Origin of the sequence: Rhizobium sp. C1 (genome assembly GCF_021026335.1) — a bacterium.
Taxonomy (GTDB): Bacteria; Pseudomonadota; Alphaproteobacteria; order Rhizobiales; family Rhizobiaceae; genus Ensifer_A.
The window spans coordinates 12,571-28,007 of the sequence record NZ_JAJNCY010000009.1 but is presented as its reverse complement, the minus strand read 5'-3'; the positions used below and the strand labels follow the sequence as shown (position 1 = coordinate 28,007).

The 15,437-nt window shown below is 58.1% G+C and carries 12 protein-coding genes; 11 read left to right on the top strand and 1 reads right to left on the bottom strand.

Annotated features, from left to right (window positions below):
- Nucleotides 1-3 precede the first annotated feature (3 nt).
- From LQK83_RS17345 to LQK83_RS17310, 8 genes are all read left to right on the top strand, one after another.
- Nucleotides 4-1,284, top strand: a complete 1,281-nt coding sequence (locus LQK83_RS17345) for an ABC transporter substrate-binding protein (RefSeq protein ID WP_230838658.1) — start codon at nt 4-6, stop codon at nt 1,282-1,284.
- Between the two features lie 63 nt (nt 1,285-1,347).
- Entirely contained in the window at nt 1,348-2,220 is an 873-nt protein-coding gene (locus tag LQK83_RS17340) for a carbohydrate ABC transporter permease (protein WP_230838657.1), read from the top strand.
- A complete protein-coding gene (locus tag LQK83_RS17335) occupies nt 2,208-3,023 on the top strand; it encodes a carbohydrate ABC transporter permease (RefSeq protein WP_230838656.1) in 816 nt (271 codons plus the stop codon). Before LQK83_RS17340 ends, LQK83_RS17335 begins: the two co-directional genes overlap by 13 nt.
- Nucleotides 3,024-3,033: 10 nt before the next feature.
- Complete coding sequence (locus LQK83_RS17330) at nt 3,034-4,125, top strand: ABC transporter ATP-binding protein (protein ID WP_230838655.1); 1,092 nt, start codon at nt 3,034-3,036, stop codon at nt 4,123-4,125.
- A gap of 25 nt (nt 4,126-4,150) precedes the next feature.
- Nucleotides 4,151-5,149: a hypothetical protein gene (locus LQK83_RS17325; RefSeq protein ID WP_230838654.1), complete on the top strand. Its 999-nt coding sequence runs from the start codon at nt 4,151-4,153 to the stop codon at nt 5,147-5,149.
- Between the two features lie 20 nt (nt 5,150-5,169).
- Complete coding sequence (locus LQK83_RS17320) at nt 5,170-6,114, top strand: sugar-binding transcriptional regulator (protein WP_230838653.1); 945 nt, start codon at nt 5,170-5,172, stop codon at nt 6,112-6,114.
- 210 nt (nt 6,115-6,324) lie between these two features.
- The gene (locus LQK83_RS17315; protein ID WP_230838652.1) at nt 6,325-6,735 is read left to right on the top strand and encodes an XRE family transcriptional regulator; all 411 of its coding nucleotides are present in this window, start codon (nt 6,325-6,327) and stop codon (nt 6,733-6,735) included.
- 334 nt (nt 6,736-7,069) lie between these two features.
- Nucleotides 7,070-7,585, top strand: a complete 516-nt coding sequence (locus tag LQK83_RS17310; RefSeq protein ID WP_230838651.1) for a hypothetical protein — start codon at nt 7,070-7,072, stop codon at nt 7,583-7,585.
- A 62-nt stretch (nt 7,586-7,647) separates the two neighbouring features.
- Here the strand turns inward: LQK83_RS17310 and LQK83_RS17305 are convergent, their stop codons facing one another.
- Nucleotides 7,648-8,175, bottom strand: coding sequence for a hypothetical protein (locus LQK83_RS17305; RefSeq protein ID WP_230838650.1), 528 nt, complete (start codon nt 8,173-8,175; stop codon nt 7,648-7,650).
- 501 nt (nt 8,176-8,676) lie between these two features.
- On the opposite strand from LQK83_RS17305, the gene LQK83_RS17300 reads away from it, so the two are divergent.
- Genes LQK83_RS17300 through LQK83_RS17290 form a run of 3 tightly spaced genes read left to right on the top strand, consistent with a single transcriptional unit; the run spans nt 8,677 to nt 15,435 of the window.
- The gene (locus LQK83_RS17300) at nt 8,677-11,547 is read left to right on the top strand and encodes an SNF2-related protein (protein ID WP_230838649.1); all 2,871 of its coding nucleotides are present in this window, start codon (nt 8,677-8,679) and stop codon (nt 11,545-11,547) included.
- A 3-nt stretch (nt 11,548-11,550) separates the two neighbouring features.
- On the top strand, nt 11,551-13,632 hold the full coding sequence (locus tag LQK83_RS17295; RefSeq protein WP_230838648.1) for a hypothetical protein: 2,082 nt from the start codon (nt 11,551-11,553) through the stop codon (nt 13,630-13,632).
- Nucleotides 13,633-13,680: 48 nt separating this feature from the next.
- The gene (locus LQK83_RS17290) at nt 13,681-15,435 is read left to right on the top strand and encodes a site-specific DNA-methyltransferase (RefSeq protein ID WP_230838647.1); all 1,755 of its coding nucleotides are present in this window, start codon (nt 13,681-13,683) and stop codon (nt 15,433-15,435) included.
- Nucleotides 15,436-15,437: the final 2 nt, after the last annotated feature.

The window sequence follows — 15,437 nt, the reverse complement described above, 5'->3', positions numbered from 1 at the left end:
ATCATGAGACTGAAATCTGCACTGCTGCTCTCTGGAAGCCTTTTTACCATGTCGGGGGCGGCGCTTGCCGCTGACGACGCCTGCGTGGGCAAGGTCCCCGCGATCAACGTGATCGCGCAGGGCATGCCCTCGGTGACCGAACTCGACAAATATCTCGGCGAGTTCAATGCGAAATGGAAGACCACCGTCAAGATCAACCTGCTCGGCGAAAACGAGCGCCGTGCCAAGGCGCGTCTTGACGCCTCGACGGGCGCCGGTGCCTATCAGGTCTACTATGTGGACGAAGCCAACACGCCGGAATATGCGACTGCCGGCTGGCTCTACCCGCTCGCCGATGTTCTGCCCAAGGAATACGACATCGCCGATTTCCGTTCGGACTTGAGCAATGTCGCGACCTTCAAGGGCACGCAGTATTTTGCCCCGCTCGTCGGCGGTGGCGACATTCTCATGTATCGCAAGGACGTGCTCGAAAAGGCCGGCCTCAAGCCGCCGAAGACGCTGGACGAGCTGGTCGCGGACATCAAGAAGGTCAACGATCCGAGCAAGAAGCTCTATGGCTGGTCGGCTCGCGGCCAGCGCGGCTCGGGCATGAATGTCTGGCGCTGGACCCCCTTCTTCCGCGGCCTTGGCGGCGAATGGCAGGACAAGGACGGCAAGCCGATCTTCAACTCCGACAAGGGTGTTGCAGCGACCAAGCTCTATCTCGACCTGATGCATTATGCGCCTCCGGGCGTGGGCACGTTCAACTGGTCGGATTCGGTTGAAGCCTTCCGCGGCGGCCAGGTCGCCTTCCTCATCGAGTCCGACGTGTTCGGCCCGTGGATGGAAGATCCGGACAAGTCCGCCGTCAAGGGCAAGGTCGGCTACATGTCGCCGCCGGAGCCGCTCGGTTCTGCCGGTTGGGGCCATGGTTTCGCCGTCTCCAAGAGCGGCGCCAAGGACGAATGCACCCGCAAGGTTGCGGGTGACTTCGTTGGCTGGGCCACGTCGAAAGAGATGGAGCAGCGCCGCCTTAAAGACGGTGTTGCATCGGATATCGGCCGCAAGTCCACACTGCAGAGCGACGCCTTCAAGAAGGCCGTGCCGGCCGAGTATATCGAGGCGCTGCTGGCAACCGGCTCGCGCACCAAGCTCCTGATCATGGCAAGCCCCGCCTGGCCGGAAATTGGCGACAATCTGGGACTGGCACTCGAAGAAATCTTCACCGGCACGAAAAAGGACATCCAGCAGTCGCTCGACGACGTGGCCTTCCAGGCCGAGGACGCACTTCGCCGCGTGAAATAAGTAACCCTTGCGGCCGGGCACGGTCACCGGTCCGGCCGCAACCCTCCATCCAAAGAGCACGTTATGAACAATCGACGTTTCCTATTCTGGACGCTGACGCCGGGCTTTGCGGTGCTCGCCATTCTGGCGCTGATCTCCATCGCCGGGGCTCTGTATTTCTCGGTCATGGACCGCTCGCTGCGCTATCCGGACTATCATTTCGCGGGGCTCTACAACTATCAGCGCCTGCTGTCGGATCGGCGTTTTCTCAATGCGCTCCAGATTTCTGCGACGTGGGAAATCGTCACGGTGGTCGGCTCGCTCGTGGTGGCGACGCTGCTCTCCGTCCTCATTTTCGAGACGGTCAAGTCGTTCTGGATCCGCAATCTGATCTGCTTTGCGTTCCTCGCGCCCGTTCTCCTGCCCCGCGTCGCGGCCGCCTTCATCTGGCGTTTTCTCTATTCCCCCTCGCTCGGTCTCATCAATTATCTCGTCGGTTTGACGGGTCTCGGTCCCGTCGAATTTCTTGCCGACCCGTCCCTGGCTCTCATGTCGGTGGCCATCGTCGATATCTGGCAATGGGGCCTGTTCTTCACCGTCATCATGCTGAAACTGCTCGAAACGCTCCCCCGCGACCCGATTGAGGCGGCGCAGCTTGATAATGCTAGGACCTGGGAAATCCACGCTTTCGTCACTCTGCCCATGCTGAAGGCGCCGATCATCAGCCTAGCGCTGGTCAAGGCGGTGGAATCGCTACGCTCCTTCGATCTCATCTACGTGATGACCGGCGGCGGCCCCGGCACGGCAACCGAAACGCTCGATCTCTACGCCTATCAGGCCGGCATCAATCTCGGCGGGCGCATTTCCTATGCCTCGGCCATGTCGATCCTGCTGCTTGTGCTGACGACGATCGTCTTCACCCTGATCTGGAGAGGTATCCGCAAATGGTCCGTCTGATCCGCAGCTCCCTTGCCAGAATCTTTCTGGCGCTCATGGTCTTCGTCGCGCTGACGCCGATCCTCTGGACCATTCTCGGCGCCTTCAAGCGGCTGAAGGATATCGTCACGCCCGTGCCGAAACTGTTCTTCTCACCGACGCTCGAAAACTTCGTCACCATCCTGCAAAACCCTTCGATCCGGCAGGGGCTCGGCCATTCCGTAATCGTGGTCGGCGCATCGGTGATCATCGGCGCTCTGCTTGGCGTTCCCGCCGCCTATTCGCTGGCGCGCCATGTCAGGACATTGAAGGGCGATCTGCAGTTCTTCGTGCTGTCGCTGCGCTTCATGCCGCCGGTGGCGATCGCCATTCCTTTCATCGTGCTCTATCTCGACCTCGGCCTCTACGACACGCTGGCGGGTCTCATCCTCGTGTATCTGGTGACGACGATCTCGACAGTGATCTGGCTCTCCGTGCCGGCCTTCGAGCGCGTTCCCAAGGAGATCGAGGAGGCTGCTGCCATGGAAGGCTGCGGGCCGGGCGAGATCTTCCTGAAGTTCTCGCTTCCAATTGCCATGCCGTCGCTGTTCGGCGCGCTGGTCTTCACCTTCGTGCTGGTCTGGAACGAGCTGCTTCTGGCGCTGACGCTTGCCGCCGGCAATGCCACGCTGCCCGTCGTTGCCGCCTCCATCACCTCGCTTGGCAAAGAAGTTCCGTGGGGCGTCATCAACGCCTCCACCGTCATTCTCGTTATTCCTCCGCTGGTCTTCATCGGCCTGTTGATGAGCTTCATCAACGGCATGATGAAGCCGGCCCGGAGATAGGAAGGTCATCATGGCAAACATTCGTTGCGTCAACATCCGCAAGTCCTACGGCGGTCACTCGGTGATCGAGAACCTCAACCTGGACATTGCCGATCATGAATTCGTCGTCTTCCTCGGTCCCTCCGGCTGTGGGAAGTCCACCATGCTGCGCATGATCGCCGGGCTTGAGGACATTACCGGCGGCACGGTCAGCATCGGCGATCGCGACGTCACGCATCTCCATCCGGGCGAGCGCGGCGTGGCCATGGTCTTCCAGTCCTATGCGCTCTATCCGCACATGACGGTGGAGGAGAATATCGCCTTCGGTCTGCGCCGGCAAAAGGTGCCGCAGGCAGAGATCGCGCGCCGCGTCCAGCATGTCGCCGGGCTTCTGGGGCTTGAGAGCTTCCTGCAGCGCAAGCCGAAAAACTTGTCTGGCGGACAGCAGCAGCGTGTGGCCATGGCGCGCGCCATGATCAAGACGCCGAAGCTCTTTCTCTTCGACGAGCCGCTGTCCAACCTCGACGCGAAGCTGCGCGAAAGGCTTCGGACCGAGATCCGCAAGATGCATCTGGACCTGAAGACGACGACGATCTTCGTGACGCATGATCAGCTGGAGGCGATGACGATTGCCGACCGGATCGTGCTGATGCGCGCCGGTGCCATCGAGCAGCAGGGCACGCCGTCGGAGATTTTCGACCGTCCCGCCACGCGCTTCGTCGCCGATTTCATCGGGTCGCCCGCCATGAACTTCCGTGGCTGCGTGGTGAGCCGCGATGGCGGCAGCGTGTCGCTTGTTGCCGGCTCGATCCGCCTGGAAGTGCCTGCCAGCGAGTTTGACGGGCTGCAGCATGGCGCAAAAGTCGAAGTGGGCCTGCGCCCTTCGAAGATGGATCTTGCCGCTGAAGGCGATCTGAATGCCATCTCCGGCAAGATCATTCTTGTCGAGAACATGGGCAGCGAGGCGCAGGTCATCGTGGATGTCGATGGTCAGGAAATGTCCTTCGTCACGAAGGCGTTCCGGACACTCGAACCCGGCCAGCCGGTGAGCTTTTCCATCGAACCCGCCAGCATCCATGTGTTTTCAAAGGAGACGGGCCGCTCGCTGCGCAAGGCAGGCTGACGGCATGTTTCTGAAAGGTATGACTATGACGACAACACGTTACGAGGAAAAGATCGGCCGCATTCTCGCGGGCGAATATCGCAAGGGCGATTTCATTCTCGCCGATGCCAAGGACGCAGACATGTCGGGCGGTATTCCCACCGCCGGCCTGCGCCGCGGCAACGATGGCCGGCCGGGTGGGCACCGGACGCGGATGGAATTCGTCGCCGAGATCGAGGCGCTGATTGCGCAGGATCTGGTCGACATCATGCTGACATCTGCCTCCAACATGGAACTGTTGCAGACACGTGGAGCCTTTGCAGCAAGCCGCATCAAGCCGGCATTCCGGGGCAATGATACGACCGATGTATGGAATGTCATGCGCGGTTGCCGTTACCGCGAAGCGCCATCGCGCCCTTTCCGCTCGGCTGATCTCACGCTCGCGCCGGCGGATCTGTGTCTCTACTCGATAACCTTCAACAATGACACGGATGCCGATCTCGCCTCGCTGGAGGCCTTCGGCACCTTCCGCCGCGATATCCGTGCGGCCGGCAAGGACTACTTCCTCGAAGTCTTCAACCCCAACATGCCCACCGGCTTTTCCAGCGCCGAGACGGGCGCCTATGTCAACGACTGCATCGCGCGGACGCTCGCCGGGCTCACGCGGGCCGAGCGTCCGCAATTCCTGAAGGTCGCCTATAACGGCCCGGCAGCGATGGAAGAGCTTGCCTCCTACGATCCCAGTCTCGTCGTCGGCATCCTGGGCGGCGGCTCCGGGACCTTGCGCGATACGTTCGAGCTTGTGCGGCAGGCGGAAAAATATGGTGCGCGGTTGGCGCTCTTCGGCCGCAAGATCAATTCCGCGGAACATCAACCATCGCTCGTGACGTGGCTTCGCGCGGTGGCCGATGGCAATGCCGGCTCGGAGGAGGCCGTGCGCGGCTATCATGGTGCGCTTGCAAAGCTGGGCCTCAAGTCGGACCGCACCCTTGACGACGATCTGCTGATCACTGAAGAGGTATTGTTGAAGGCAACCGAGGGATGAAACCCGAAGGCGGACGGCGAATGCACAGAGACCAGCATCCATCCAACAAGATCATCGCCGAAGTGGCATGGATGTATTATGTCCGCAATCTGAACCAGGGAGAGATTTCGGATGCGCTCTCCCTGTCTCGCCCGACGGTGATCAGCTATCTGAAGCTCGCGAAGGAACGCAACATCGTTTGCATTCAGGTCTCTCCGGAGCACTACCGGATGAATGCCACGGCGGATGCCCTGAAGGAAAAATTCGGCCTGGAAAGCGTGCACATCGTTCCTGCCGAGGGGCGGGAGGGCGAGACGCTGACGCGCGCCGTCTGTGAGGTCGCCGCCTATCATCTGCCTGATTTTGTTCAGGAAGGAGATGTGCTGGGCGTTTCCTGGGGGCAAACGGTCTATTTCGTGTCCGAATTCGTGCCCAACTGGCCGATCAGGGACGTGACTGTCCGCCAACTGCTCGGGTCGCTCGCGAATTCGCTGCTGAGCACGTCAGAAAGCTGCACGACCGAAATCGCCCGCCGGTTGGATGCACATTGCATCACATTCAACGCGCCTGCCGTCGTTTCGAGTGCTGCGCTAGCCACCGCGCTCAGGGCCGAGCCGATCATCCGCGACCAGCTCGAAGGGATCCGGAGCTGCAACAAATCGGTATTCTCGCTCAGTCCCTGCACGCCCGACACGCATGTCGTCCAGTTCAAGATTGCGACAGCCGAAGAGGTCGAGGACTACCGCCGACGCGGCGCAGTCGGCATTATCGCCGGGCGCTTCATCGATGCCGACGGGCAGGCTGTGCTCGGTGAACTCGACGAACGCCTGATCGGCGTCGATCATGATCTTCTGCGCTCGATGAAGGGCCTCCTCGTCGTCAGCGGAAGCTTCAAGCGCGATGCGGCGAGGGCAGCTCTCCGCGGGGGCTTTGCGGACCACCTGGTCGCAGACCTCGAACTGGCGACGCTGCTTCTTCAGGACTAGTCGAATTAGCCACAGAACCCTGCTCGCAACGCCGATTGCCGAGGGCAGGGGAACGGCAGCGATCCTGGGATCGACCGACGATGGCAGGCTTGCATCCCGGGTTAAAGGGCGACAGTGTTGCCATCACCCTCAAGCGCATTCCCACAAACTGCATAGCTATAACTTAGACGAGCAGCGAATTGATGCTGCTGGTTCAGAAGGATAGCAGCAATGAAGACGACCGTCCGACGCCCTTTCAGTCACACCCGGCTCACCCGCTTTCTTGAAAAGCGTATTCTCGAGCTCCGGCCGCGGAAGTCTCAGATTGAGATCGCCGCGGAGGCAGGGTTCGTGCAGACGAACATGCTGGCAATGATCAAGAACGGCTCGACAAAGCTGCCGCTCGACCGCGTGCCGGGATTGGCCAAGGCGCTAGAATGCGATCCGAGGCATCTTTTCTTGCTGGCGATGGAGCAACTGGGAAATGAAACGAACGCCCAGGCAATCGCGGAAATCTTCGGCGCGATCGTCACAAGGAACGAGGTTGCCTGGTTGGAGGAAATTCGAACAGCGTCAGGTCATTCTGATCCGAGCCTGACGGTGCGAGCCCGCTCTGCGATAAAGGCGATCTTCGGGAAATAGCACCGATTGACCCTTTTCCAGCAATTGGAAATCCATTGATTTGAAGCGCGTAGATTTATCTATCACTCCTGGCCATAGATTGATCTACCGTAAAGTGACCACATTATACCTCTCCGCCGGTGCGCTCTGACTGCGTTAAGAGCGTTACGGAACGTCTTTTTCATTCGTGGATACCGGAACCTGTCACGATTTGTGTGCCTTTTCTCCCTGTATATATATAATTAAAGAATAATCTAATAGACGGAAAAGGCACGAAAACGTGACGCGCAGAAAATGAGGTTTCCGGCGCTGGTCTTGTCTATAACAGAGACAGGAAACAACAAAGGAGCCTCCGGTGGACGAGACTACGCGTATTCAGAACTCTTTGGAGAATAGGCCGGCAAATACTGGAAACCAACACGAGCGATATAGAGCGGGCTCGCCGTTAAGCAACGCTGTGGAGGAGTGGCTCGGTAAGCTCGTGAAGGAGCGCTCCCGCATAGCCATTGCTTCGGCTGCTGAAGCCCGGGAAAGATATCGGCTGGCGCGAGCAGTCGAGGGAAAGACAGTCAGGGGGCACACCTACCATAAACACGCGCCTCAGCAGTTCGGCGAATCTCGTCAGGAATACGAGCGCCGAATTCATCGTGACGCGCAGCGAGCCCGCCGGCATGCCAACTCAAAGCCATCGCGGGGTTGGACGGATCTTTCGACTATGACCGCTGAAGAGAAGGCCGAACACCAGAGAGTGAAGGCGAACGAACGCAAGGCAAAGGAACGCAGGCGAAAGGCCGATATGCAGAATAACGCAGCATCGCTTCCTGATGTCGCAGAGATCCATCCTGATGACGACTCTTGGGGAATGTTCTGACGTGGAGTTCATTCCGGCTGGACAAAATGTAAAGGGGGGGGGCGGCCCAGCGTTGGCCGCGGTCATACCCCGGCATTATCCTTCAGCCATTTTTCGAGTGCCTTCATGACATGGGGCTTGATCTGGGAGTCTTGTTTAATCGCGTTACCAATCGAAGCATTCAACTTGCTCAAACCAAGTTCAGCCATCAGGTCTCCCATTTTCAAGTTTCGCGCCAACATGATCTCCGAAACCCTTTGCTTGGTCTGTGCCGAGAGTTTCCGATCCGGATCGCTGATTGGCGCTGTTACGGAAAGCGGAACAAGTCCTGCTGGCGCCGGCGTGCTGCCGGACGGAACTGGTCTAGGAGTTGGCACATGGAGCCGGCTTGCAAGCCACTTTTGGAAGTCAGCCTGCTCCTTGGCGGATGCCTTCGTCCAGGCATTCTTCATCTCTTGCAGTCGAGTCCGTGGTTTCTTCAGGCCTGCCGCGACAAAAGCATCCGCTGCGGATTCGAATTTGCCCGCCTTCAGGTCGGCAAAGATATCGGGGTGGTCGCGCTCGAGGCGATCTTCGTAATATGCATTGTTGCGCTTTTGCTTCTTGGACATATTTCTTTTCAGTAGCTAGCGGCTGTAAACGGCCGAGGAGACTCGCTGGCGCGTTTGGCACGTTGGAAGATTAGTCGCAACACTCAAGCGACTGGTGCGCGCATATGGGCTCCCCTGAGTCAAGGAATCACTACCAGCGCGCCGGATGTCCCTAGCTTCCTCGGTGGACGCCACCCGCAGGATAAGGGGCCCTATTGTCAGCACGGGCGGGTTTTCGGGCGAAGCCCGATAAGAAGCCGGGAGGGCTAACATCCCTCTTGCGCTGATGGACCTGGATGACCTGGTGAAGAACCTGCTGGAGCAATGTGAAAAGCTGGACAGGGAGGTCCAACAGCTGGTGCCAGCATAGCGGATCTTTGTTCCTGCTTGGGGATAAAATCTCAGTATCATTATGCTTCTGGTATTTCAGGCGGCGCTACCTGACAAATCTCTTGAACAACCTTTAGGTCTCCCTTCATATAAGCGAATCGATACAAAATACCGACTGGGAGTTGTTGCCACATGACAAGTGAAGTGCCCCTTTATCAACCTCTTCAAGGGCACTACTTCGCTCACTCCCTACTGCTTGAGAGCTTGGATGAGGATGCGTTTACCAGGTCATTAAGCGCGGCCCGGGTCGACATGAATCCCCACCAGGTCGAAGCGTCGCTGTTTGCCCTTAAATCACCGCTCAACAAAGGTGTCCTGTTAGCCGACGAAGTGGGTCTCGGAAAGACCATCGAAGCCGGACTAGTGATGGCGCAGAAGTGGGCAGAGCAGAAGCGAAAGATATTGCTGATCGTGCCGGCCTCCCTCCGCAAGCAGTGGGAGCAGGAGCTCATCGAGAAGTTCGGCCTGAAAAGCACGATCATGGAGGCAGGAAAACATCGTGAGATGAAAAAGTCAGGCATCCGCGATCCCTTCGACAAGGCTAGCGGCGTGGTCATCTCGTCTTACGAATTCGCGGCCCGGCAGAAGGATGAGCTGCAACGGACAAAATGGGACTTGGTCGTATTCGATGAAGCTCATCGTCTGCGAAACGTCTACAAGAAGAACGGGTCGCAACGAGCGAAGGATCTTAGACGGGCGCTCGCCGATCCGATCAAGGTGCTCCTCACTGCGACACCGCTGCAGAACTCGCTTCTTGAGCTGTTCGGTATCGTCTCCATCATCGACGAGACCCACTTTGGCGGCGAGGCCGCGTTCAAACGCCAATATATGGGTGCCGGCGCCAGTCGTGCTTCCTCCGAAGACTTGAAAGACAGACTCAAACCTATTTGCCACCGCACCTTGCGTCGTCAGGTTCAGGAAGCAGGTCACATCAACTTCACGAAACGCAATGCCACGGTCTTCGACTTCGATCCCCCCGACATCGAAGTGAAGCTCTACAACTCAGTATCCACCTTCCTGCAACGTAAGGATACTGTCTCCTATGGTGACCGCGCTAACCAGCTCGTCATCCTTCAGATCCGCAAGATTCTAGGTTCTTCGACCTATGCCGTAATCAAGTATCTTGAGACTTTGATAGACCGCCTGGAGACGAAGCAAACTACCATCGACACGTCCATTACGGATGACATCGAGCTGATCGATGAGCTTGCCGAGGAAATGTCTGATCAGGAAGTCGACGAGGAAGCGCTGACTGACGAGCCAATTGATCCCGAGAAGCTGGCCGCTGAACTCAACGACTTGCGGGGCTTCCTGACCCTCGCGCGATCGATCGGCGCCAATGCGAAGGGGGAGAAACTGGTCGATCGCCTGCCGGATGTGCTGGATGCGATCGAGGCCAAGGGCGGGGCACGGAAGGCGGTGATCTTCACGGAGAGTGTCCGGACGCAGACCTACCTGTCAGAACTCCTCTCAAATCGCGGCTACACAGGCGAGATCGTTCTGTTGAACGGGTCGAACAACGACCCCTCTAGTCAGCAGATCTACAAGGACTGGAAGGAGCGCCACGCTGGCAGTGACCGTGTCTCCGGTTCGAAAACGGCTGACATGAAGGCGGCGGTGGTCGACGCGTTTAAGAGGGACGACAAGACAATCCTGATCGCGACGGAAAGCGGTGCAGAGGGTATCAACCTGCAGTTCTGCTCCTTGGTGATCAATTTCGACCTTCCCTGGAACCCGCAGCGGGTCGAGCAGCGCATTGGTCGTTGTCACCGTTATGGTCAGAAGATCGATGTGACCGTCGTTAACATGCTGAACCTCAAGAACCACGCCGAGAAGCGCATTCACGAACTTTTGGCACTCAAGTTCAAGTTGTTCGAGGGCGTGTTCGGCTCAAGCGACGAGGTTCTCGGAACAATTGAGCGTGGTGTCGACTTCGAAAAGCGCGTTCTCGACATCATCCAGAAGTCCCGCTCACCAGAAGAAATAGAGGCAAGCTTCGACGCGTTGAAGGAGGAATTGCAAGAGACGATCTCCGCTGAAGTCGAGGCGGCCAGGGCTAAGGTCCTGGAGCAATTCGACACCGATGTCGTCTCCCGCCTGAACACCCGTAAGGCTCACCTTGCACATGCCCTCAACGACTTCTCTCGCCGTCTCTTGCTGCTGGCCCGTTCTGAGTTTCGGGATGCCGAATTCGACGTCGAAGGATCCCACGCCTTCCGGCAGGGAGAGCATGTTTACACGCCTCATTGGCAGGAGGCCGCAGAGAAGGACTGGCAGTTCTTCCGGCTCACCGATGAGAACCTGGCTCTCGAGGCGGCCAAGGGGGCCTCAGCGCGCGATCATAGCACCGAGGCACGCTCTCTACGGTTCAGCCCAGCGGCATTTCCATTCGATGGACAGCTTGCGGATGTCTCTGCCCTGCGTGGCAAGAGCGGCTTCTTGCGTGTCGCAAAGGCCGCCGTCAGCACAGAACACAAGGTCCGAGAGGATCTACTTGTCTCCTGCATTGCCAACGACGGATCCCAGGTTTCCGTTGAGACCGCAAAGCGGTTGCTCATGGCGCCGGCAATCGACGACGGCGTCATCGCCATGCCGAGCGGTCTCGGCCCGCTGGACAAGATCGAGGACCAGCTCTTCTCCATCTTTGCCGAAACAGTGAAGAAACAAAACTTCCAGTGGCTTGAGGAGGAAGAGCAGCGGCTCGACAACTATGCGCGAGACATTGAGGTCGAAATCGATGCCCAGATTGACGAGCTTGAGGATGCCGCCAAGCAGCTTCGTCGTGATCGCCGGTCGCCCGACCTGTCGATGGAGGAAAAGCTATCGCTCGGTCGGAAGATCAAGACCGTCGAGGGCGAGATCGACGATCTGAAATTCTCCAAGCATGAACGCCGCAAGCAAATCCGGAAGCAGGTCAACGACATGCTGGACGAATTCGCGGCGGCACTGGACCGAAAGCCCGAGCTGAAGCCCTTGTTCTCAATACGCTGGTCCGTCGAGTGAGTTATGGCGAGCTGGGCGGGATCACGATCACCAGAGTTTGGTGTCTATCCAGTCGAACTGCACTTCTCGCTCGACAGCCATGTCGGTCCCGCCTGGGTCGTGCCGGCAATGTTCAATCGCTCTGGCTGGCTATCGGTCGCGGAAGTCGAGATGGAAACGGAGTTCGACAGAACCCGCGCGGTGATCGCTGCTTGCGTCAATGACGAAGGCGAAGTCCTGGGCCAGTGGGTCGTCGAAGCACTGTTCTCGATGCGGTCGACCTTGCCACAGGAGGTGGTCGTCGAGCCGCCAGACGACTTGGCGGAAGCATTGGATGCCCTCTACTGGGACTTTCTTGGCCGCTGCGACATTGCCCATCTCAAAACTCTTGAGGAGGAGGAGCGCCGGATCAGCTCCGCCATCGCGCGCCTGGAGCTTCGTCGCCGCGAGGTCTATGAGAAAGTTGAAGCTTTCTTGTCCAGCCTCTACGCCAGGCGCCGACGTGAGCGAGGCAATGACGAACTCTGCCGCATGATCGACGCGAAGATCGAGGAAGTGGAAACGAAGCAGGCCGAGACCGAGATCTGGCATCGGGGCCGGCTGCAGGAACTTCAAGCTGAACTGGCAACATTCGAGAGCCAGGTCCTCGCATCGCTTCTGAACCATGGCAACCTAAGCCCACTATACACTGTGTATTGGAAGGTGCAGCACAGCAAGGTCCGGACCCTTGCCAATGCCGGATTTGAGATGCGCTTTGGACTGCCGGCGCCCCGAACAAGTCAGCTCGATCTGTCACCCGTGAAGCATGACGTGACTGGATGGCGGAAGATGCGCTTGGACCAAAAGAGGAGGGAATTCGAGGACTACTACGCTGCACTCGAGGAAAAGACACAGGTGCGTGCCTTGCAGGGTCAGTCTTTGCGCAAAATTGCCGAGGCATTGAACAGCCCAAGATCCGAGAATCCGATGCCACAGGTCGCGCTGCTGGATGATTTGTCAAGTGTGGACATCCCGCCGGTTCGTGCAAGGCCCGGGAAACAGGCGGAAGTCGCCGAGATGTCACGTCGGTGGCAGGTGCTCCATGGTTCTGTTGATGGCGTCACCAAGGGGTCGGGGGTAAAAACGAATTCGGTGAGGGCTCAACCAGCTAGGAAACCGAAGCCCTCGCTTATTGAACGGGAAACTGATCCGGACTTGGCTCCGATCATTCTCCAGTTCGCAGACAGCAATTCTTCGCACTCGATGCAAACGGGGCTAGAGTCCGTGGAGGTGCTCGCTACCTTTTCCGAGAAAGACCTGGTCGATGAGGATCTGCTTCTCCAGGAGTTGCAGCGTGCGTTGGAAGATGACGCTATGCATCGGTCGGAGCAGGCGGAGGCGGCAGGTGGTGCGGATGTGGTATACGATCCTCCGTTCGTCGTCAGGTCGGAAGAGTCTGTCGCCGCAGTTGGGCCTCTATCTCGGCGGGAGAGGAAAACGCTGACGCTGAGCTCGGCGCCCAAGACGCCTGCGCCCGTTGTTTCTGACAATGTGGAACCCTTGGACAGTCAGAGGGCGATCATCGAGGATGGCCGGCGGCGGGTCGCTGAGGGCGACACGATCTTGCTCCGCTTTACCGACGGTGGCACCGGTCGCTTTATCCGCTACACCATTCGCGGGCTGGAAAACGATCCTTCTAAGGGCGTCATCGCAAGGACCGACCCACGCGCCGCATGCCTCACCGGCAAGGGCGTTGGTGACGCCGTTGAACTGGAACTGCCAACTGCGCGTCGTCAGGCCGTCATCGAAAAGATCTGGCAGGGCGACGAGCGGCAACCCCTCGCACCACTGAAGCCCAAGTCGGTGCAAGCAAGGCACGTCATCGACATCGCGAACCGACAGGTCGAGCCGGGCGATCTCCTGCTCGTCTACTACAAGGAAGCTGGGAAGCGGCAGTCTCGCTATCTTCGCGTGCCGACCGAGCTGGAGAGGGCAGAGTTGCAATCACCAATGTCAGCAGACAAGCGGGTGGAAAACCTGCTCGGCAAGCGCGTGGGGGACGAGTTTGTTATGCGCGTGGGTTCCGCCGACAAGTTTGTAAAGATACACCGGATCATGAAGCCATAGCCGCATCTTTGCAGCGCCGGCGCCATTATGCTGAAGACGGAAAGACCGATGTCGAAGAAGACCAAGCTGGAATTGACCTGGATCGGCAAGGAGGAGCGGCCGAAGCTCGAGCCACGGATCCTTATCGAGGATCCGGCCAGAAGCTATCACGCTGCCTTGCGCCGATCAGATGCGGACATCTTCGACAACATGCTGATCAAGGGTGACAACCTGCTCGTCCTGAAGGCACTCGAGAGGCAGTATGAGGGACAGGTCAAATGCATCTATATCGATCCGCCCTATAACACCGGTAGTGCTTTCACGCATTATGACGATGGGCTCGAACACTCCGTCTGGCTCAGCTTGCTGCGTGACAGGCTTCAAATCCTGCAATCGATTTTGGCGATTGACGGCTCAATCTGGATTTCAGCTGATGACAACGAGTCACATTACCTAAAAGTGTTGTGTGACGAAGTATTCGGCAGGAGAAATTTCGTTTCCAACGTAGTTTGGCAAAAAAAATATGCGCCATCGAACGACGCGCTGTGGCTAAGTGAAAACCATGATCACATCCTAGTCTACGCTAAAGAAAAAGAAGCCTGGAGGCCCAAGCCTCTCGCGAGAACTTCCGCCCAGAACACACTCTACAAAAATCCGGACAATGACCCTCGCGGGCCATGGATGAGTGACAACTATACGTGTGCGAAAACAGCCGACGAGCGTCCCAACCTCTACTACGAGATTACAAACCCAAATACCGGGGAAAAAATCTGGCCGAATCGTTCTCGAGTCTGGGCATTTGAACGATCAACCCATGAAAAAAATGTGGCGGAAAATCGCATATACTGGGGAAGATCTGGAAATAACAGCACTCCTCGACTTAAGAAATATTTGAATGAACTTAAGAGGAGTGGAACTGTCCCACAAACGATATGGCTATATGACGAGGTTGGACATACCCAGGACGCCAAGCGTGAAGCCAAGGCTTTGGTGGCCGCGGATCCGTTTCCAACACCTAAACCCGAGAAGCTAATCTCTCGTATTCTGGAGATCGCGACTAGCGCAGGCGACCTAGTGCTCGACTCCTTCGCCGGTTCAGGCACCACCGGCGCCGTCGCGCACAAAATGGGCCGTAGGTGGATCATGGTCGAGCTCGGTGAGCATTGTGACACGCATATTCTGCCACGCATGAAGAAAGTCATCGACGGTGATGACAAGGGTGGGATCACTGAGGTTTGCGGCTGGAAGGGCGGCGGAGGCTTCCGTTACTTCAATCTCGCACCGTCTCTCCTGGAGCAAGACAAATACGGCAACTGGGTGATCAGCAAGGACTACAATCCCGCCATGCTGGCCGAGGCCATGTGCAAACACATGGGTTACACCTATGCGCCGAGCCTGCTCGCCGAGGAATACTGGAGCCATGGCTACGCCACTGAAAAATCCTTCATCTACGTCACCACGCAGCAGCTGACGCATGATGCCTGCCGCAAGATTTCCGAGGATGTTGGACCTGAGCGGTCGCTCGTCGTCTGCTGCAAGGCCTTTAGCGCCAATCCGGACAGCTTCGAGAACCTGATCCTGGTCAAGATCCCCTCGGCCATCCTCACGCAATGCGAATGGGGGCGTGACGACTATTCGCTGAACATCGCCAAGCTTCCGCTGGCGGACGATGACGGCGACGAGGAGCTCAATCCCGCCTCGAAGGAGGAGCTGGCCGCGCCGAAACGGAAGAAGAAGATTGCTGCCAAGGACCGGTTCGGTGATCTGAGCGGCCTCGATCTCTTCGATGACCTCGGCACTGATGCCGACAAGAGCGAGAACTGAGC